Consider the following 19,524-nt stretch of genomic DNA (forward strand, 5'->3'; position numbering starts at 1 on the left):
AACTATGTGTATTCAATATGAAAGGAGATTATTTTGTGAAAGTTTTGTTATCCGCTCTTCTTCTCCTTTTGTTTGCATTTGAGCCTTCTGCGTCTGGAACAAAGCTTTCAGATCCAGTGCTGTCGAAACGGATGGAATTATATCATAAAATCGAAGCTGTGACGCAGATCCCTTGGTATGCGCTCGCCGCTGTTGATCAGTACGAAGAAAACGTGCGGAGCAACCGGAAAGATCTGCCTGACAAGGCGGGAATCATCAGCATCTATATACCCGATGACATCTGGAGCGGGCCTGAAAACCCGAATCCGAAAGATGATGCGCCGTTAAGCATTAAAGTGTTTGACGGAATCGGGATGGATGGCGATGGAGACGGGAAAGCCGAGGTCAGCAACGATGAAGATATTTTGTATACGTTCAGCCAATACTTACTGTCGTATGGCACAGATGAAGACAACATCCGGATCGGGCTTTGGAATTATTACCGGCGTGATCAGACAGTGGGGATCATATCTGAATTCATGAAGCTGTTTAAAGCCTACGGCCATATTGATCTGGGCGAGCATGCATTCCCGCTTCCGATCAGAACCGATTACAGCTATCGAAGCACGTGGGGAGATGCCCGCGGCTTCGGTGGAAGGCGGATTCATGAAGGTACGGATATCTTTGCCCATTACGGCCTTCCTGTCAAATCCACATGTTACGGCGTAGTTGAAATGAAGGGCTGGAACCGCTTCGGAGGATGGAGAATCGGCATCAGGGACATTAACAATACGTATCATTATTTTGCCCACCTCAATGGGTTTGCCAAAGGGATTAAAACAGGACAAATCGTTGAGCCTGGCCAAGTGATCGGATCAGTCGGCAGCTCCGGATACGGCCCGCCGGGAACCGCCGGGAAGTTCCCGCCGCATCTGCACTATGGCATGTACAAAGATAACGGAAGAACCGAATGGTCATTTGATCCATACCCGCATTTGAGGGCGTGGGAGCGATATGAATACCAAAAAAAGAAGTAACAAAAAGCCGCCTCTTCGACAGGCGGCTTATTTGCTGCTTTTTTCTTTTTTTGAATCGGCACCGTCTTCTTTGCTGCTCGGAAGCTGGACAGAAGGTGTAACACCCGAGCCGCCGCTTCCATTATAAAACTGCGGCACTTCGCCCTGCACTGCTTTAATCGATACAGGAACATTATTTGTGACGACAGCGGTTTTGCTGGCAAATGGAATGATGACCTTCACTTTAATTTCGACAAAGATGCTGATATCAATAAGTGCGTTATTTATGCCATACGGCTTGATTTTGGTTTTGACATCTGTAAAAGCGTCACCGATTAAATTGAACCGGATCGGGATTTTCGGCCCGAGGTTTCCAAGAAGGCTGTTGCCGGTTACCTGTCCCAGCGGAATGTTGATCATAATGTTTTCACTGGCGCCGCTGTGTCCGGTATGGGTTTCCATCTCTTTCAAATGAGCCTGAAGCTGCTTTGTCACTTTTGTTTTCACACTGTTTACAACCTGTGTATTAAAATCGATTGTCGTTAAGTTTCCGTTTTCATCAGAATTCATTTGAAACATATCTTTCATATTTTCACTGTCAGACATATAGTCCTCAATCGAATCCTGGATCACCTCTGTCGCTATACGCTTCGTTTCCATCTCGCCGATGTCCATTAAAACAGGTTTGATCGAGCCATTGATCATCCAAAGGCTGACCGTTGTTGACAGGATAAAAAAGACAACGGACAGGAGCATCACGTAACGGAAAGGCAAAGGTCCTCTCTTGCGAAAAGGGCCGCGATATCTTGGCAAGAAAATCCCTCCTTACATATCACAATGTATGCTTGTAAGAGGGGACATAGTAATAGCCGGAGCCAATTTATTTTATTTCACCATTTTTAAAAGCGCTTCTCTGCCGCTCATGCCGACTTGAATGCCAAGATCTTCCGCGGCGTACGTGACGGATTCTAAAGGTGCGTCTAACAGCTGGTCAATGGTGCGGACACCAACTGCCCGCCCCGCCACGATGCCGCGCTCCTTTAATTTTTCATTCAGCAGCGCCACATCCAGCGCACCGCACATAATATATCCGTGATCATTGGCGACGGCCATAAAATTCGTTTTGGGAAGTTTCACTGTCACAGCTGTAAAAGGCTGTCCTTCTATCATGATCGGTGTCAGGTTTACCACGTCAACCACTCCCTTCATTCATCACTTTATGATGAAGGGCACAGCTTGTTGTGGGCTGACTGCCTTATTGTGCAAGCTTCCAAGCAAGCAGATCCCGCAAAAATTCCGGCATAAAATATTCTTTTTCTGCAGCGTCGCGAATCAACGGAAACAGTTTGCCGAGCGTAAACATATCAAGCACCGCAACGGAGTATTGTTTATGTTTTTCAATATCTTCCCCGTTCAGTGTGATCCGGGTGACGTGGGTGATCCCGTCATCGAGCCGTTTCGTTTCTACCTCAACGCCGGCATACACCATTTTCCCCATCACTTCTCCGCGGAAGCCAAGTCCTTTGATCCGGAGCTGCTCCATTTGTTCGGAAGCGGCATGGACAATGGTTTCCTTCAATTCTTCTCCCGTCAGGCGGACAGCCACCGGGTTGATCGGATGCGGACAGATGCGGTGCAGATCCAGCTTTGTCACAGGACCTGCTTTTAGCGGACCGAGAATGACACCTGAATTGACCATACTGATGTCCGTCTCGCACCATTCCTTTAAGGCGTATGCCAAAAGCAAAGGCAGCTCTGATTCTTCAAACCACTTCACCTCAGCATCTTGTGCAAGCTCTGCAACGGCATCGGACAGCTTCTCCTCGGCTTCTCGTTCTTTTTCATTGAGAAACGCTTTTGTTTCTGCGGATTCTCCTGTCCATTCCGCCATGTTCTGCACAGAAGCCGTTTTGCTGATGATGCTTCGCTGTACGCTGTCCACCGTGATTTCTACACAGCCGACATAATGCCCGTATTTCTCGGCGCTGGCCAGCAGTACCCCATTCACCACTTGTCCATCTTCAAGCAAATGATGGGTATGTGATTCGAGGATTACATCAATCTCAGGCACCGCTTCAGCCACTGCCTGATCATCAAGAATGCCTAAATGTGACAGCAGAACGATAATATCAGCCTGCCCTTTCACATCCAGAATGGTTTCCTTTATGCTTTCAAGAGCATCCGTTACTGTCCATCCCAGCTTGTCATATACAGGATAATACGGCACAGTTACACCTAAGAAAGCAATGGACATACCGTTTTTCAATGATTTGATATGGTAAGGCACCGCCCAGGACGGACGGTTTCCGTTTTTATCAAACAGGTTAGAGACGATGACAGGAAATTCAGCATGATCATATAAGGCAGCAAGCTCTTCATGCGGAAGCGTAATCCCTTCGTTATTGCCGATCGCCGCTCCATCAATGTGAAGGCGGTTTAAGAGATCGACATTCGCTTTTCCGAATGTCGCCTCTGTCACGAATTGAAAACGATCAAGATGATCGCCAATATCAAAAACGAGCGTCTCCTCGCCGTCTGACTGATGCTCTTTTCTTTTCTGCTCGATATAATCTACAATTTTCGGCCAATTTTCAAAATGGCTGTGCAAATCATTTGTATGATATAAGCGGAGCTTCTCCTTCATAATATCTCTCCCTAATCGTTCAGCTGAAAATGCCTTCATAAATGAGCTGGCAGCCGATCAAAATCAATACGATCCGCATGATCATAACGATCGTTTTCGTCTGCATTTTTCTGTTGATGGCGGCGCCAAGCTTTCCGCCGAACCAAGCGCCGGGCACAAGCGCGAGGGCGTACAGCCAATTGACGTGCCCGGAAATCATATGTGAAACAGACCCTGTCATAGAAGATAGGAAAATAATAAACATGGACGTTGCCACCGCAACCTTCGGCGGAAACAGAAATAACAGCATCATCGCCGGAACCATCAGTGATCCGCCGCCTATACCGAAAAGTCCGCCTAAAAAACCGACAACAAAGGCAATAGCAATACCCACAGAGGCCTGATATGAGTACGTATAAGGCTCACCGGCATCATCCTGAAATGTCCGGATAATTCCTTTGTGCGCTTTGTTGATTGGCCGGGCTTTCGCTTTCAGCATTAAGGATAATGAAATCAGAATCATAAAAATGCCAAACCAAACGGAAAACGAGTTTGAATCGAACAGCTTTGACACGTAAGCCCCGATCATGCTGCCGGGACCCGAACCGATAAAGAAAATGAGCCCGCTCTTATAATCAACGGTTTTATATTTAATATAAGCCAAAGTTGAAGAAAGACCCGTAAAAATAATGACCAAAAGCGAAGTTCCAATCGCAACCTGCGGCGTCACATCCTGAAACAGCTGCGTCACTGTGCTTAAAAACATCAGAGACGGCACAATGACAATTCCGCCGCCAAGCCCGATCAGACTTCCTACCGTACCTGCGATTAATCCCAGTACGACCAAAATCACAAACGACATCAATAAAAACCTCTTTTCTAAAATAAATCGAGCTGTCTCGGAGCAAGTCCGCTGTACTCGATATCAAGCAGTTCAAGCATCTGCTTGCCATTATCCGCGGCGTCACCGCCGGAATTGTTGTTGAACAGGACAAAAACATCCTTACATTGCTGCTGCAATTCATTCAGGTGCTTTTTCCAATCCTCCAGCTCCTGTTGGTTGTAGCGGTATAAGTACCTGACCTCCCGCCAGTTTTTCCCGCCATCAGGCTTCATCCAGCCCTGCTTGTTGCGTCCGTGAAACCTGACGAGCGTTTTGTTTTCATCGGTCGCGCGCAACACGGTCGGAACGCTGCCTTCTCCGATTTGCGGTTCATCACAGACACTGTGAATCCAGCCTTCCGCTTTCATAAATGAAAGCGTCTGCTCATAAAATGGCGGCGAGAACCAGGAACGGTTTCTGAATTCAAGCGCGCAAGGAATATCTCCCATTTGGTGCTTGCACCATCTCAAATAGGCGACATTCTCCTTCTTGCAGTCAAACCACGGTGGAAATTGAAACAGCACCATGGCGAGCTTATTGCTATGTAAATATGGCGTTAAAGACACCTTAAACGCATCAAACATCTCCTCTTTTGAGTCAAAGGGAATTTCGCCGCGCTGATGCCCTGTCATGCCCTGATATGCTTTCACGATAAATTGGAAGGTTTCGGGCGTTTCCTTCACCCACTTTTCATTATTGCGCGCCGGCTGAATCGCGTAAAAGCTCGCGTCTAATTCCACGATCGGAAAATGGGAGGAATAGGCCTGCAATTTTTTCTGGCTGGCCGTTTTCGGCGGATAGATGCTGTCATGATCCCCCCACCCCGTCAGTCCGATATAAATCACACTCATTCACCTCTCTTCCAGTTTATCACACGTGTTTTCAGGTTTCCTTGGAAATGCTGTTCATATGGCGGGAAAATGCAGAACGAAGATGCTGATATTGTTCCTCATTCGTATCTAAAAACGCCTCTTCTCTTGAGGAAGGAATATGCTGATATTCAATAGGCGCCTGAAACTGCTCACTCGTAAAATCGTACATCACACCATTGATGCTGTTGTAAAAATGCCAGCTCTCACCGACTTTTGTTTTGAAAATCGTGCCGCCGAAATGGTCTTGAATCACCAATGCCGTCACGCCGCATTGGCCGCATGACGGGCATTCTTCCGTCCATTTAGAGCTCGAATGACGCGACCAGGATTGCTTAAGTATGTATTTGACATGCTCCATTGCCTCCGCCTCCTTTAAAAAAAGATACCACGTTGATGAGATTTTAAAAACTAGAACGGAGGAAATCAAAAAACCCGGCGGTAAAATCCGCCGGGCTTACGAAGGAACGACCAGAGCTCCGTCAATTTCAGTGATTTTTTCCCCATCTTTGTACACGCACCGGCCTTTGCTGTAAGTGGCCGAAATGCTGCAGGGAAATGTATGTCCTTCGTAAATGCTTTTTTTATGCTTTGCAAACATCGATTCTCTTGTAACAGTATACGGCTTCATGCTGACGAGCACGAAATCTGCATCACACCCCGCCTCAAGCCGCCCTTTTTTCTGAAGGCCGAATCGTTTTGCAGGGGCCGCCGCTGTCCATTCTGCGATGGTTTCAAACGGAATCTGATGCTCAAGCGCCAGTTCCAGCATTCCTAATAAAGTGAACTGCCCGCCGCTGATTCCACCCCATGATAAAAACATGTTATCCTCCCGCTTCAAGGATGGACGGCAGGGGGAATGGTCTGAGGAAACCATGTCAATGTCCCCGGCAATGAGCGTCTCGATCAGCGTCTCTTTTGATTGCCGGAACCGGAGCGGAGGCGCGCATTTTGCGACAGAGCCCCTTTGCCGTAAATCGTCATGGCTGAACAAGACATAATGCGGGCATGTTTCAACCGAAACATCAAGACCTTCCTGTTTCGCCTCTCTGATCAGCCGGACCGCTTTCGCTGTGCTGATATGGACAAAATGAACCGGACAGCCTGTCACCTTCGCATACTGAATCGTGCGATACACCGCTTCAACTTCTGCTTCCTCCGGGCGGGAGGCGGCGTACGCATCCGCGTCCACCTTTCCTTTATTGGCCAAAACCATCTGCAAGTAGCTTGTGATCGCGTCGCTTTCCGCGTGGAGAGCGAGGATTTTTCCTGCAGCCGCGATTTCTGCCATGCCTTTGAGCAATGTCCGTTCATCAACAGAGCGGAACTCATCAGTGCCTGACTTTGATAAAAACGCTTTAAACCCGATCGCTCCCGCTTCAGCCATCGGACGGATGTCCTCGATATGGCCTGGCACAAGGCCGCCCCATAGCGCAAAATCCACGGCAGATTTTTGCCTGCCTAGCTCAGCTTTTGCGAGAAGATGCTCTGCCGTCACGGTTGATGGAATACAGTTGAGCGGCATATCAAAATAGGTGGTGCAGCCGCCTGCGGCCATCATTTGAGAACCTGTTTCAAACCCCTCCCAATCCTCCCTGCCCGGTTCATTAAAATGAACATGGCAGTCTATCACACCAGGAAACACGTATTTCCCGTCTGCCTGGATGATTTCCGTCCCGCTTGCTTCAATGTCAGAACCTATCTCGGCAATGACACCGTTTTGAACTGCAATCTCAGCTTCTATAACGCCATCTGGCGTAACTGCCTTCGCACCTTTTATCACCATATCGTAAGCCATATTGATCCCCCCATGTCAGGATGACGATTTTTCATGTCAGTTTATGTAACACAACCAGTTCTATTTTCAACAGTTTACTGCTACTATGATCGTATTACATCAGCAAAACCGCTAGAATTCCTATTGAAAATTATTCACCTTAACCAATGTTTTTATAGAAAAGGAGAATGCGCTATGAATATTTTTGATGTGATGAAAATACCGGCTTTTGAAAACGCCAATTTAATCGCTGGAAAAGCAGGAGGGGAAAGAGAGGTTCAGCATGTCAATATGATGGACGCTCCGGATATCGCAGACTTTTTGCATAAGAATGAATTGCTCGTCACCACCGCCTATCATCTGAAGGATCACCCGCATCAATTATCTGAACTGATTCGGCAAATGGCAAAACGCGGCTGCGCGGGCCTCGGCATTAAAACAAAGCGCTATCTGGAAGATATCCCGAAGGAAATCATCGAACTGGCCGATTCATATGCGTTTCCGATCATTGAGCTTCCGGAACACATCCGACTCGGCGATATTGTGAATGCCACACTCAGCCATATTCTCGATATGCGTTCTAACGAGCTGCAGCAAGCCATTTACGCGCACAAAAAATTCACAAACCACATTATGAGCGGCAAGGGGCTGCAATCTCTCCTCAAAAAGGTGTCAGACCTCCTTCAGCTTCCCGTGCTGCTGCTTGACCAGCATGCCAAAATGCTGTCTGCGTCTCATCAGATTTCAGTTGAGACCGAAAAGCTGAAAGGCACCCTGAATACCGTATCCGGGCCATTTTTCACTTGTTTCTCTACAATCTCAGATCAGAAAACATATTCTGTCCTGCCTATTTATAATCACGAAAAAAACTGCGGCTACCTGCTGATACCGGACATGGTGCAGGCCGGCGACAAAGGATTGATCCTCACGATTGAACAAGCGGCCAACGTCATTTCCTTTGAACTGCTGAAGGAAAATGCGCTGAAGCAGTTCAGCCGGCGGGCCCGCAATGAGTTTTTCAACAATTTTATTGAGCGGTCCTTTTCTTCAGATGACGAAATCAAAAACCGGGCGAAAGAATTCAAGCTGCGCTGGGATCAAAAATACATGTGCATTGCCGGCAAACTCGATCGCAATGACGAATCAATCAGCTTTACAGAAAATCAGCTCGCTTCCGACAGCGTATTCGAATTTCTTGAAGGTGAACTATCAGCCTTCCCGTTTCCGCCTCACTTCTTTATGAAAGGAAATGTCGGCATTATTCTAATCGAGGCGACAGACAGCTGGAGTGAAATGCACGCCTCGGTGATCAGCTTTTTAGAACAGTTTCAAACACAGGTCAGCGCTCAATTTAAACGAACCGTGTCCTTTGGCATCAGCAATATCTGCCAAAAGCTCATTGATGTCCCCGACGCTTTCACAGAAGCTTCTGATGCTCTGCAATCGGGGCATTTGTCAAGAAGCACCGCATTTATCCAGGTGTATCACGCCAAAGATGTGCCTGAGCTTCTGCGCTTGCTCCCGGTTGAGGATTTGAAGAAATTTTACAACTCCACGCTTCAGAGCCTCGCTGAAAAACAGCAGGAGGATCAAAGCCTGCTTCATACGCTTTCCGTCTATTTAGAGACACACTGCCAAATTTCAGAGACGGCAAAGCGTCTGTACGTTCATCGCAATACGGTCATATACCGCCTTGAAAAATGCGAAGAGCTTCTGGGTAAAAGCTTAAAAGATCCTGAAACAACGATGCGTTTGCGGCTTGCCTTACGTATGCAGCGGCTGATCAGCTAATGTTTGTTACATTTTCTTACAAAATGAATCATTTTTCGTCACTTTCAGCAATCACACCTGTCTTTTTCAGCTACTGTATCCAATGACACCCCTCGATCGGCACGATATCATGTTACTAAAGTTCACATACAGGGAGGGACTATAGTGAAAAAAAGATCGTTTAAGGTGTTTACGCTTAGCCTGCAGCATGTGCTCGCCATGTATGCAGGTGCGATTTTGGTGCCCCTGCTTGTCGGCAGGGCGCTGAATGTAACAACTGAACAGCTGTCCTACCTATTGGCGATTGACCTGTTAACATGCGGCGTCGCGACGCTTTTGCAAACCTTGCGCGGAGCATACATCGGCATCGGGCTTCCCGTCATGCTGGGCAGTTCATTTGTGGCCGTCACCCCGATGATTGCAATCGGCAGCACTTACGGCATTCACGCGATTTATGGTTCCATCATCGCGGCCGGTGTGTTCATCTTTTTGTTTGCGCGTTTTTTCGGCAAGCTGACTGTGTTATTTCCTCCTGTCGTAACAGGTACCGTTGTGACCTTGATCGGCCTTTCACTTGTTCCGACAGGTGTGAAAAATATGGCTGGCGGCGAAAAAATAAACGGCAGCGCCAACCCCGAATACGGTTCGCTCGAAAACCTTCTTCTCTCTGTCGGTGTCCTTGTTCTGATCTTAGTCCTCAACCGCTTTCTCAAAGGATTTGCCCGAACACTGTCCGTTCTGATCGGCATCGCCGCCGGAACAGCGGCAGCAGCGATCATGGGCAAAGTCAGCTTTTCTTCTGTTACAGAAGCACCGTTCTTCCAAATCCCGAAGCCTTTTTACTTCGGAGCCCCCACGTTTGAAATCGGTCCGATCTTAACGATGCTGATCGTCGGAATCGTCATTATTGTGGAATCAACCGGCGTTTTTTACGCAATCGGAAAGATATGCGGCAGACCTTTAACTGAAAAAGATCTCGTCAAAGGCTATCGAGCGGAAGGAATCGCCATTCTCATCGGCGGGCTGTTCAATGCCTTTCCTTATAATACCTTTGCGCAAAACGCCGGCTTATTGCAGCTGACCAAAGTGAAAACAAGAAACATCGTCGTTACCGCAGGCTGTATCCTTGTCTGTCTCGGGCTGATTCCGAAGATTGCCGCCCTTGCATCTGCCGTTCCTGCTGCTGTACTTGGCGGCGCGACCGTCGTCATGTTCGGCATGGTGATTGCTTCTGGCGTCAAAATGCTGAGCACAGCGGATCTCAAAAATCAATACCACCTCCTGACCATCGCATGCTCAATCGCACTCGGCATCGGCGCCAGCACGGTCCCCGGGATTTTTGCTGAATTCCCCGCTCCGATCCGGATTCTGGTCAGTGACGGCACCATCACTGGCAGCCTGACCGCCATCTTTTTGAATCTATTTTTCAGCTTGCGCGACAAAAAAGAATTAACAGCACAGCAAACAGAACTTCCGGTATTAGAACATACACTCGCATTAGAAAAAGAGGTGTAAAAAAGATGAAGGAACAGCACAATGCCTTACAGCTGATGATGCTGGGGCTTCAGCACATGCTTGCCATGTATGCGGGAGCCATTCTCGTTCCGCTGATTGTCGGAGCGGCGATCGGGCTGAATGCGGGGCAGCTGACGTATTTAATCGCGATTGATTTGTTTATGTGCGGGGCGGCAACTCTTTTGCAGCTCTGGAGAAACCGATATTTCGGCATCGGCCTGCCCGTTGTGCTCGGATGTACGTTTACCGCAGTCGGCCCGATGATTTCCATCGGAAGCACTTACGGTGTCCCAGCGATATATGGTGCCATTATCGCCGCAGGACTGATTGTCGTCTTAGCCGCGGGCTTCTTCGGGAAGCTTGTCCGTTTTTTTCCGCCTGTTGTAACCGGATCAGTCGTCATGATCATCGGCATCAGCCTGATTCCAACGGCAATGAATAACCTGGCCGGAGGTGAAGGAAGCAAAGAATTCGGCTCACTCGACAACGTGCTCCTCGGGTTTGGCGTCACAGCTTTTATCTTATTGCTATTTTATTTCTTTAAAGGCTTTATCCGCTCCATAGCGATTTTACTCGGTCTTATCGCAGGAACAACGGCTGCATATTTGATGGGAAAGGTCGATTTTTCTGAGGTCTTGGAAGCGTCTTGGCTTCATGTTCCGTCTCTGTTTTATTTCGGACCGCCAACCTTTGAGCTGCCGGCTGTTGTCACGATGCTTCTCGTTGCGATTGTCAGCCTCGTTGAATCGACAGGCGTTTATTTTGCCCTCGCTGATATCACAAACCGCAGGCTGTCGGAGAAGGATCTGGAAAAGGGCTACCGGGCAGAAGGCCTTGCGATTTTGCTGGGCGGCTTATTTAACGCGTTTCCCTATACAGCTTTCTCGCAGAATGTCGGCATCGTTCAGCTCTCAAAGATGAAAAGTGTCAACGTCATCGCCATCACAGGAATCATACTGGTCGCGATCGGGCTGGTTCCAAAAGCAGCGGCCCTGACAACAGTGATCCCCACCCCAGTTCTCGGCGGCGCAATGATCGTCATGTTCGGCATGGTCATTTCTTACGGGATCAAAATGCTATCCAGCGTTGACCTTGATTCGCAAGGCAACTTGCTGATTATCGCCTCTTCCGTCAGCTTGGGGCTTGGCGCTACAACAGTTCCCGCGTTGTTTTCATCTCTTCCGGGCGCGGCCTCTGTCTTGGCAGGAAGCGGAATTGTGATCGGCAGTTTGACGGCCATTGCACTGCACGCTTTTTTTCAAACCAAACAGCCGAATGGCGCAGACATAAAAACGTAAAGGAAGATGCCAATGTTCACAATGGATGACCTGAACCAAATGGACACACAAACACTGACAGGCACACTTGGTTCTATTTTTGAACACTCTTCATGGATTGCGGAGAGATCCGCAGCACTACGGCCGTTTTCGTCCCTTTCTGATCTTCACCGCAAAATGACTGGCATAGTAAAAGCCGCGGATCGCGAGACACAGCTTGATTTAATCAAAAAGCATCCCCGGCTCGGAACAAAGAAAACAATGAGCGATGACTCGGTACGAGAGCAGCAGAACGCGGGGCTCAGCAAATTAGAACAGCAGGAATACGAGGAGTTTCTCATGCTGAATGAACACTATTATGATCGCTTCGGCTTTCCTTTTATTTTAGCGGTGAAGGGAAAGACGAAACAGGACATTCACCAAGCCCTGCTGGCAAGGCTTGAGAGCGAACGAGAAACGGAGTTCCAGCAGGCCCTTATAGAAATTTACCGAATTGCCCGCTTTCGTCTGGCTGACATCATCACTGAAAAAGGAGAGACGCAAATGAAAAGAACCATGTCTTATGGCAAAGGAAATGTATTTGCATACCGAACGTTTTTAAAACCGCTCACTGGAGTGAAGCAAATCCCAGAATCATCTTTTGCCGGGAGAAGCAATACCGTTGTCGGCGTTGATGTGACATGCGAAATTGGCGGAGAAGCCTTCCTGCCATCATTTACAGACGGAGACAATACTCTCGTCGTGGCAACGGATTCAATGAAAAACTTTATCCAGCGCCATCTCGCATCCTATGAAGGAACGACAACCGAGGGGTTCCTACACTATGTAGCTCACCGATTTTTAGATACCTATTCTCATATGGACAAGATCACTCTGACTGGCGAAGACATTCCGTTTGAAGCAATGCCTGCATACGAGGAGAAAGAGCTCAGCACAAGCCGCCTCGTCTTCAGAAGATCGCGTAATGAACGAAGCCGCTCTGTGCTGAAAGCAGAACGAAGCGGGAATACCATAACGATTACAGAGCAATACAGCGAAATCATGGATCTTCAGCTCGTCAAGGTGAGCGGCAACTCCTTCGTTGGCTTTATTCAGGACGAATATACGACGCTCCCGGAGGACGGCAACCGCCCGCTGTTTATCTATTTAAACATCAGCTGGCAGTATGAAAACACAGATGACGCACGTGCTACCGATCCCGCCCGCTACGTCGCGGCTGAGCAAGTTCGTGACTTGGCGAGCACCGTTTTTCACGAACTCGAAACCCCTTCAATCCAAAACTTAATCTATCATATCGGCTGCAGAATATTAACGACATTCCCGCAGCTCACTGATGTCAGCTTCCAATCTCAAAACCACACATGGGATACAGTCGTTGTAGAGATCCCAGGGTCCAAAGGAAAAGTCTACACCGAACCGCGCCCGCCATACGGTTTCCAACATTTTACCGTGACAAGAGAAGACGCCGAGAAAGAAAAACAGAAAGCCGCTGAAAAATGTCGGAGCCTGAAAGCCTGATGGGAAAACTGACAACCCATATTTTAGATTTAACCAGCGGCAAACCAGCGGCGAACGTAAAAATTGAAGTGAAGCGGCTGGGCGAAAGTATTTTGAAAGAGGTTTACACTAACAATGACGGCAGAGCCAATGTCCCTCTGCTGGCTGGTGAAGAGCTGGTTTCCGGAGAGTATGTGATGGAATTTCATGCAGGAGACTATTTTGCGAATAAAAACGTGAATACGATCGACCAGCCGTTTTTAACCATCGTCACCGTCCGTTTTCAGCTTGCAGATCCAGATGCACATTATCATATCCCGCTCTTGCTGTCGCCGTTTGGTTATCAGGTGTATAGGGGGAGTTAAGAAGAAAGCCCGCCGGTAAGGCGGGCTTCTATTTGCACTTCAATAAACTTTTAATCCTAGGACAGTACTTGCAGTGATCCCACGCTTAGTGAAACAACAGCTTGAATAAACATTCACCAATATTTTTCAGGATAATTGCCTACGAGAAAAATATCCTGTAGTCCTTTCATTTATAAATATTGAGGTTTCAAACTAATAAGTCAGCTCTTAGCAGCGAAGCTCCCTTTTCTAATCCTATAACGAAAAAATACTTTGAAGACAATTGCTGCGGTTTTAATCGTTTTGATAATGCGTTCTCTCTTACACCTTTAGACAAAATATTCATTTTTTCTTTTTTAGACTTAAATCTATGTCGAAAATGATCGTTTGGCATATCTTATACTATCTCCACTAAAGGAGGTGACATTATGGGATTCTACAATTCTGGTGGATACAGTGGAAACTCTGGTTACTCAAACGGTTTCGGGAGCTCCTTCGCTTTGATCGTGGTGCTATTCATTTTGTTGATCATTGTTGGAGCAGCTATCTTTAATTATTAAGTTTAACTTTCCTTGCCTCCGCCGTATCCAACACCTCCCTGTCCGACAGACGCCATAAGAAGTTTTTATGGCGTCTTTGCTATGTGATTCACTAATCATTTTCTAATCCAGAAGCTGTCAAGTTCTACGAGATTTATCGTGTGTTTTCCCACAACGCTTCTGCGTCTTGATCGCGCTGTCTGACTGAGGCTAAAAAAGTCCGGCTCTTAAAAGCCGGACTCCAGACTACCCCCGTTCAACTCTCTTCTAATCCTGCAAGCTGACCGCATAATCCCGCCATACCCGGTACACCGGCACAAGTTCCCCGCCAGCCCTTCTTCTATATCTTTGTCAGAAGGTTGAGGGGTTTCCCGAAACAGTGCTTTAAGCGCAATTATCATTCCTGGGGTACAGTAGCCGCATTGGAAGCCTCCTTCTTCCAGAAAAGCGGTTTGGCAGATATCCAGTTCCTCTTGTTGTACGCCCTCGATTGTTGTAATGGAGTGGCCGTCCACTTGATAAGCCATGGTCATACACGCATTGGCCAGTTTTCCGTCGATTAAAATAGAGCAGGCTCCGCAGCGGCCGATTCCGCAGGACACCTTTGTCCCGGTCAGCTGAAATTCCTTTCTAAGCAAGTCACTCAGATGTGTCGTAGGAATGGCAGCAACCTCCCACTCCTGCCCATTCACGGTCATCCGGAACTGTTCCTTTTTTACAGGAAATGGCCCAGCCTCTTTTACGTCCATTGCTTCAGCCCCTTTCTGTCTATCGCTTCAAGCAGCTCTTCTCTTGAAATTGGCAGCTTGTTTATCCAGCATCCGACCGCATCATGTACTGCCTTTACAATCGCCGGAGTGATGGCGATCGTTCCAATTTCGCCAACACCGCGTGGTCCATATGCATCACCCTTCATTAGTTCTTCTATTGCGATCACCTTCATGTTAGGAACGTCTTTGACTCCAGGGATCAAATAGTGATCTAGATTTTCTGCGGCATAACGGCCGTCCGTCATTTTCGCTTCCTCCATCAGTGTGTAGCCGAGTGCCATGGCAGCGCCGCCTTCAATTTGACCTCGATATCCCTGCGGACTGACAACCGGACCTGCCGCAATAGCGTGCTCACAATCTATCAATTTGACATCGCCTGTTAACAGATCTACCTCCACCTCAACGGCAGCCGCTCCAAATGAGTAGAGGAAATGGCCGCCCACCACAGGATCAGGCGTTGTTGGAAAGTCAAAGGCCGTTTCCTCTGCCAAAGGGCCTTTTTCAGCCAGCTCCTGATACGTCACCACGAGCGCCTTTGTGTTTTTGTCACGCAAGCCTGCAGCGCCGGGAATAAGGTTTTCCGCTGAACAGCCGTTCCATTCTGCCGCCCGTTTTTTCAACTGAGATAGAAACGGCTTCTTCAAACGCTGGATCGCGTGCCACACCATGCTTGTGCCGCGGGATGCTGTGGAGGAGCCTGACTTCGGCACTTTTGCGGTATCCCCAATAACAATGGAAATATCCTCTGCGGCACAACCCAGCTCCTCCATGACAATCTGTTCAATCGCTGCTAGAATCCCCTGTCCGCATTCTTCAAATCCAAATGATGCTGTGATTTTGCCTTCACTCGAAAGAGACAAACGGCCTCCTGCCGCATCCATTCGGCCAAACCCCAGCCCGCCGCCGTGCATTGTAATTGCCGCTCCCGTGCCTCTTTGCAGGTACCCGCAGTTCCGGCTAGTTCTTGTAAGAATGGGAGATTTAGATATGGCATTCAACACCTGTGCCGCTCCGTCAGTCGGTGCAATCCGATGCTCAAGAGACCCCAAGTCATGCGGTTTTCTGATATTTTTTCTTCTCAGCTCGAGCGGGTCGATGCCGAGCATGCCGCTGAGACGATCGAGATGGGTTTCGAGTGCAAATGTGATTTGGTTGCCGCCAAAGCCCCGAAATTCCCCCGCCACCCCGTTGTTCGTAAATACTGATATTCCTTCAGTCCGGATATTCGGAATACGGTACGGCCCCGCGGCATGCTCGACAGAAAAATCAAGAACAGCCGGTCCGAGCGTAGCATATGCGCCTGTGTCCGCCACAATTTTCACGTCATGCGCCAATAGATTTCCCGAATGATCCGCACCCGTTTTTATCGTAATCTTCATCGGATGGCGCTTAATGCCAGAACGTACAGATTCCTTTCGTGTCTGATGGATTTTGACAGGGCGTCCGCTTTTCAGGGCCAAAAGCGCGGCATACGGCTGAATATTCAGCTCATCCTTCCCTCCGAACGAGCCGCCCATCGGACTTGACACAATTCTGATCTTCTCTTCAGGAATATCAAAAATACGGGCAAGCTGGAAACGGTCTTTATAGCCGTGCTGGGTTCCTGCATACATCGTAAAACCCCCGTCGTCTTCCGGAACGGCTACGCCTCCCTCCGTTTCCATATACGTATGCATCTGCCGCGGCAGCTCATAGGTTTCTTCAAGGACTGTGTCAGATGCTTGAAACCCTTCTTCCACATCGCCGTTTGAAAAAAATGCGCGGTGCAGGATATTCCCGTCCTCATGCAGTCTTTGCGCATTCGGCCGAATCGCTTTTTCTGGTGAATCCATGACTTCCAGCTCTTTATACTCAACTCGAATCAGCTCCAGCGCCGCTTCCGCGATTTCTTCCGTTTCCGCAGCAACTGCGGCGATCGCATCCCCGACATACCGCACCCTGTCCTCACATAAAACCGGCTGATCAGGGATGACAATGCCAAATCGGTTTAAGCCGGGAACGTCTTTATGTGTGACGACGGCTTGCACGCCTTCCATTTTCTCAGCTTTTATGGTGCAAACCGACACAATCTCTGCATGAGGATAAGCACTTCTCAGCACCTTGCCATACAGCATTCTCGGAAAGCTGAGATCGGTCATATATTTCAATTCCCCTGTGACCTTATCCCTTCCATCCGGCCTGACTCTTGACGGTTTGTTGATGATCATTTATTCCCCTCCCTCAGCCATCAGCTCTGCCATGATGACGTTGGCAGCGGCTTTTTTTCTGTATGCCGCTGACATAAAAGCATCTGAGGAAAACGGCAGCTCATGGATAAGTGTTTTGTACAGCTCATGCGAGTCCCACCCTGGTGCCATCCATTTCGCTTCGCTGTCCAATAATCTCCTAGGAGTGATATCGGCATGGCCAGCGGCGAGGCGAATGCCGCCGTCTTTCAAAAAACGTCCAGCTGCAACAGCAGCCGCTCCTGTAAAAGCCTGGCGCCTTCCAAGCTTGTGATAAAATACACGCTCTCCCTCCGCCCGCGGGATGATGACACGCGTAACGATAGCCGTTCTAAAGTCTTCCTCACTGAGCCAAGCGCCAAGCGGCAGCCTGATTAGCTTCTTTTGATATACGATAAGATCAGCATCAAGCACAAGCAGAAGCGGAATGAAATCACCAATTTTACTCGCTATGTTGCCGCCAATCGTGGCACGGCTGCGAATCCCCGGTGCAGCGACAGCGGAAGCAGCGTCACTGAAACAGCTAAGCGCTCTCTTGATCAAAGGGTTCTTTCTGCATTCATTCAGTGATGTGAGCGCCCCGATCGACACGTGGGTGTCACTGGCGCTGATCCCTCGCATCTCGTCAATCCCTTCAAGGCTGACAAGGTGCTGTTTCGGCAGAGTTCCTTTGTCCCACTGAAGCTGAAGCAGCGTGCTTCCCGATGCAGCACACACATCCGGAGCAAGCTTCTCTAAAAGCGTATAGGCCTCATCAAGCGCTGTCGGCCTCCATAATTGAATATTCACCCTTGCTTTTGTCACCTGGCCGTTCAAGCCATCGCCCTCCTTACCATGTCATATTCCTCGGGTGTATCAATATCGTCCAACTCACCGCTATCCTTTGCCTCCAAAACCGCTCCTGCTCCAAGCTGTCCGCTTTTCAGGAGCCTGCGAGCCCCTTCATCTCCCGTTAACCCCTTTACATAAGGAAAACAAGCCGACGAGAAGTAGATTGGCGGGGTGAACGCCCCTAAAAACGATGACACGGCAAATGACTCAGGAGCCAGAGCCACAAGGGCATTGAGATGATCGACGGAAAGCTGAGGCTGGTCGGCTAACAAAATGACAACGCCGTCCGCCCCCATGCTTTCTGCTTTTCTCACCCCGCTGCTGACTGAATGCCCCTGACCCTGTTCTGCATCTTGGCAAACGTGCAGGCTCCAGCGTTTTTGAAAAGGCGGAGCGTGATACGGCGCTCCTATCCACTCAAGGGAGGCATGTTCTGTCCGCTCGACGACCAGCACGTGATCAAGGCGGGACGACAGAGCAGTTTTCAAGGAAAGTGAGCCTATGTTTTCTCCTTTTAGCGGCAAAGTCAGCTTGTTTTGACCCATTCTTCTGCTTTTGCCGGCAGCGAGAAACACGCCGATCAGATAGGGGCTTCTCATACAACCGCTATCCGTTTTCTTGTTTGAATGATTTCTGCAACTACACTTACCGCAATTTCCTCTGGACCTTCCGCACCGATTTTCAGCCCGACCGGACTGTAAAAGTGAGACGGAGGATGTTTTCCGTTCAGCAGCCGTTTCGTGCGGTTTGCCGAACCCAACAGTCCAATATAATGGAGGTTTTGAGAAAATAAGAAGTTGATGATTGTTTGATCGTGCTGATAATGATGGGTTGCCACAACAGCTGCATCATGCGGAAAAAATTGAAATTCGCTAAGCATTTGTTCCGGAAAAGCGGTGATCAGCTGATCCGCTTTTGGAAAAAGAGACGATGTACAATAAGCGGGCCGCCAATCCGTCACGATAACAGAAAACCCTGTGTCAGCCGCCAAATTGGCCAGCGGTACAGTATCCGGTCCCGCCCCAAACAGAATGAGGCGCGGCTTCGGTTCAATTCGCTGAATAAACATGTTAGTGGGTGGATCGAAATGCGGTAAATGAAGCGTTGAAACAGTACGTTGAATAGCTTGCAGAGGCGCGTCCGGCCAGTTGCCAAAATGCCCGTTCTCCGTCAGAAATAAATAATGGGAGGATCCAATCTTTGTAACGGAAGTGACAGCTTTGCCTGAATGAAGGCAATCCCTCACTTTCTCATAGTGCCGCCTTTTTTCCTGAGTGATTCGCTCCGCATGAACATGAATAATGCCATTGCACCCGGCTCCCATGCCCCAAGAAAGATCGTCCTCCGACCTCATGTCGTAGGGAATCAGCGTTGGTGTGAGCTGATCGCCCAGCGCACTGATTCTTTGGAATACATCTTCTTCCACACACCCGCCGCTCAGCAAGCCAATCCGTCTGCCATTTTTCTTAAAGAGCATAGAGGCGCCTGCTTTTCGATACGCGGAGCCTTCAACTTGAACAATGGTCGCCAGCACAGCCTCCTCCTGGTCTTCCAGGAGCGCATCTAACACCGTGTGAAAATTCCCCAATGCCGCATCCTCCTCTCGAAA

19 protein-coding genes are annotated in these 19,524 nt (G+C 48.7%); 7 read left to right on the top strand and 12 right to left on the bottom strand.

Annotated elements, in window-relative coordinates; all coding sequences use genetic code 11:
* The first annotated feature begins 35 nt into the window (after window positions 1–35).
* The gene (lytH, locus tag NYE53_RS16215) at window positions 36–1,016 is read left to right on the top strand and encodes an L-Ala--D-Glu endopeptidase (protein ID WP_015483651.1); all 981 of its coding nucleotides are present in this window, start codon (window positions 36–38) and stop codon (window positions 1,014–1,016) included.
* 27 nt (window positions 1,017–1,043) lie between these two features.
* Here the strand turns inward: lytH and yunB are convergent, their stop codons facing one another.
* The 7 genes from yunB to NYE53_RS16250 all read right to left on the bottom strand — a co-directional run bounded on the left by yunB (window position 1,044) and on the right by NYE53_RS16250 (window position 7,168).
* Complete coding sequence (gene yunB, locus NYE53_RS16220) at window positions 1,044–1,808, bottom strand: sporulation protein YunB (RefSeq protein ID WP_339245638.1); 765 nt, start codon at window positions 1,806–1,808, stop codon at window positions 1,044–1,046.
* Window positions 1,809–1,880: 72 nt separating this feature from the next.
* On the bottom strand, window positions 1,881–2,186 hold the full coding sequence (locus NYE53_RS16225) for a YunC family protein (RefSeq protein WP_015251300.1): 306 nt from the start codon (window positions 2,184–2,186) through the stop codon (window positions 1,881–1,883).
* 64 nt (window positions 2,187–2,250) lie between these two features.
* Complete coding sequence (locus tag NYE53_RS16230) at window positions 2,251–3,639, bottom strand: bifunctional UDP-sugar hydrolase/5'-nucleotidase (protein WP_339245639.1); 1,389 nt, start codon at window positions 3,637–3,639, stop codon at window positions 2,251–2,253.
* A gap of 19 nt (window positions 3,640–3,658) precedes the next feature.
* Complete coding sequence (locus NYE53_RS16235) at window positions 3,659–4,480, bottom strand: sulfite exporter TauE/SafE family protein (protein WP_339245642.1); 822 nt, start codon at window positions 4,478–4,480, stop codon at window positions 3,659–3,661.
* Window positions 4,481–4,497: 17 nt separating this feature from the next.
* Window positions 4,498–5,346: a DUF72 domain-containing protein gene (locus NYE53_RS16240; protein WP_003243895.1), complete on the bottom strand. Its 849-nt coding sequence runs from the start codon at window positions 5,344–5,346 to the stop codon at window positions 4,498–4,500.
* Between the two features lie 37 nt (window positions 5,347–5,383).
* The gene (locus tag NYE53_RS16245; protein ID WP_014480757.1) at window positions 5,384–5,731 is read right to left on the bottom strand and encodes a hypothetical protein; all 348 of its coding nucleotides are present in this window, start codon (window positions 5,729–5,731) and stop codon (window positions 5,384–5,386) included.
* Window positions 5,732–5,827: 96 nt separating this feature from the next.
* On the bottom strand, window positions 5,828–7,168 hold the full coding sequence (locus tag NYE53_RS16250; RefSeq protein ID WP_339245644.1) for an allantoinase: 1,341 nt from the start codon (window positions 7,166–7,168) through the stop codon (window positions 5,828–5,830).
* A 174-nt stretch (window positions 7,169–7,342) separates the two neighbouring features.
* Here NYE53_RS16250 and pucR point away from each other — a divergent pair, with 174 nt between their 5' ends.
* From pucR to yuzJ, 6 genes are all read left to right on the top strand, one after another.
* Window positions 7,343–8,938 (top strand): purine catabolism transcriptional regulator PucR, encoded by a 1,596-nt coding sequence (pucR, locus tag NYE53_RS16255; RefSeq protein WP_014477890.1) that lies wholly within the window; start codon window positions 7,343–7,345, stop codon window positions 8,936–8,938.
* A 144-nt stretch (window positions 8,939–9,082) separates the two neighbouring features.
* Window positions 9,083–10,432 carry a uric acid permease PucJ gene (gene pucJ / locus NYE53_RS16260; RefSeq protein ID WP_339245647.1) on the top strand — a complete coding sequence of 450 codons (1,350 nt, stop codon included), beginning with the start codon at window positions 9,083–9,085 and terminating at the stop codon, window positions 10,430–10,432.
* 5 nt (window positions 10,433–10,437) lie between these two features.
* Complete coding sequence (gene pucK, locus NYE53_RS16265) at window positions 10,438–11,730, top strand: uric acid permease PucK (RefSeq protein ID WP_021480542.1); 1,293 nt, start codon at window positions 10,438–10,440, stop codon at window positions 11,728–11,730.
* Window positions 11,731–11,742: 12 nt separating this feature from the next.
* Window positions 11,743–13,227 carry a factor-independent urate hydroxylase gene (pucL, locus tag NYE53_RS16270; RefSeq protein ID WP_339245650.1) on the top strand — a complete coding sequence of 495 codons (1,485 nt, stop codon included), beginning with the start codon at window positions 11,743–11,745 and terminating at the stop codon, window positions 13,225–13,227.
* A complete protein-coding gene (gene uraH, locus NYE53_RS16275; protein ID WP_015714658.1) occupies window positions 13,227–13,571 on the top strand; it encodes a hydroxyisourate hydrolase in 345 nt (114 codons plus the stop codon). The genes pucL and uraH overlap by 1 nt, the downstream gene beginning before the upstream one ends.
* A gap of 407 nt (window positions 13,572–13,978) precedes the next feature.
* Window positions 13,979–14,110, top strand: coding sequence for a YhzE/YjcZ family sporulation protein YuzJ (gene yuzJ, locus NYE53_RS16280; RefSeq protein WP_009968115.1), 132 nt, complete (start codon window positions 13,979–13,981; stop codon window positions 14,108–14,110).
* A gap of 206 nt (window positions 14,111–14,316) precedes the next feature.
* Here yuzJ and pucE read toward each other — a convergent pair whose 3' ends face one another.
* From pucE to NYE53_RS16305, 5 genes are read right to left on the bottom strand one after another with little or no spacing between them, the layout of a single operon-like run.
* On the bottom strand, window positions 14,317–14,838 hold the full coding sequence (gene pucE, locus NYE53_RS16285) for a xanthine dehydrogenase subunit E (RefSeq protein ID WP_049139625.1): 522 nt from the start codon (window positions 14,836–14,838) through the stop codon (window positions 14,317–14,319).
* Window positions 14,829–17,066 carry a xanthine dehydrogenase subunit D gene (gene pucD, locus NYE53_RS16290; RefSeq protein WP_339245653.1) on the bottom strand — a complete coding sequence of 746 codons (2,238 nt, stop codon included), beginning with the start codon at window positions 17,064–17,066 and terminating at the stop codon, window positions 14,829–14,831. The genes pucE and pucD overlap by 10 nt, the downstream gene beginning before the upstream one ends.
* Window positions 17,067–17,900 (bottom strand): xanthine dehydrogenase subunit C, encoded by an 834-nt coding sequence (gene pucC, locus NYE53_RS16295; RefSeq protein WP_339245655.1) that lies wholly within the window; start codon window positions 17,898–17,900, stop codon window positions 17,067–17,069.
* Window positions 17,897–18,514: a xanthine dehydrogenase accessory protein PucB gene (gene pucB / locus NYE53_RS16300; protein WP_339245656.1), complete on the bottom strand. Its 618-nt coding sequence runs from the start codon at window positions 18,512–18,514 to the stop codon at window positions 17,897–17,899. The genes pucC and pucB overlap by 4 nt, the downstream gene beginning before the upstream one ends.
* Window positions 18,511–19,503, bottom strand: a complete 993-nt coding sequence (locus tag NYE53_RS16305) for an XdhC family protein (protein WP_339245658.1) — start codon at window positions 19,501–19,503, stop codon at window positions 18,511–18,513. Before NYE53_RS16305 ends, pucB begins: the two co-directional genes overlap by 4 nt.
* Window positions 19,504–19,524 lie beyond the last annotated feature (21 nt).

This window comes from Bacillus sp. FSL R5-0523 (assembly GCF_037975295.1).
In the GTDB taxonomy this organism is placed as follows: domain Bacteria; phylum Bacillota; class Bacilli; order Bacillales; family Bacillaceae; genus Bacillus; species Bacillus subtilis.

Bases quoted from the DNA above. Each gene is read 5' to 3' on its own strand.
- pucD (WP_339245653.1), bottom strand. From the start codon at position 17,066: ATGATCATCAACAAACCGTCAAGAGTCAGGCCGGATGGAAGGGATAAG.
- NYE53_RS16235 (WP_339245642.1), bottom strand. From the start codon at position 4,480: ATGTCGTTTGTGATTTTGGTCGTACTGGGATTAATCGCAGGTACGGTA.
- pucR (WP_014477890.1), top strand. From the start codon at position 7,343: ATGAATATTTTTGATGTGATGAAAATACCGGCTTTTGAAAACGCCAAT.
- pucL (WP_339245650.1), top strand. From the start codon at position 11,743: ATGTTCACAATGGATGACCTGAACCAAATGGACACACAAACACTGACA.
- NYE53_RS16250 (WP_339245644.1), bottom strand. From the start codon at position 7,168: ATGGCTTACGATATGGTGATAAAAGGTGCGAAGGCAGTTACGCCAGAT.
- NYE53_RS16245 (WP_014480757.1), bottom strand. From the start codon at position 5,731: ATGGAGCATGTCAAATACATACTTAAGCAATCCTGGTCGCGTCATTCG.
- pucE (WP_049139625.1), bottom strand. From the start codon at position 14,838: ATGGACGTAAAAGAGGCTGGGCCATTTCCTGTAAAAAAGGAACAGTTC.
- pucB (WP_339245656.1), bottom strand. From the start codon at position 18,514: ATGAGAAGCCCCTATCTGATCGGCGTGTTTCTCGCTGCCGGCAAAAGC.
- NYE53_RS16230 (WP_339245639.1), bottom strand. From the start codon at position 3,639: ATGAAGGAGAAGCTCCGCTTATATCATACAAATGATTTGCACAGCCAT.
- pucK (WP_021480542.1), top strand. From the start codon at position 10,438: ATGAAGGAACAGCACAATGCCTTACAGCTGATGATGCTGGGGCTTCAG.
- uraH (WP_015714658.1), top strand. From the start codon at position 13,227: ATGGGAAAACTGACAACCCATATTTTAGATTTAACCAGCGGCAAACCA.
- yuzJ (WP_009968115.1), top strand. From the start codon at position 13,979: ATGGGATTCTACAATTCTGGTGGATACAGTGGAAACTCTGGTTACTCA.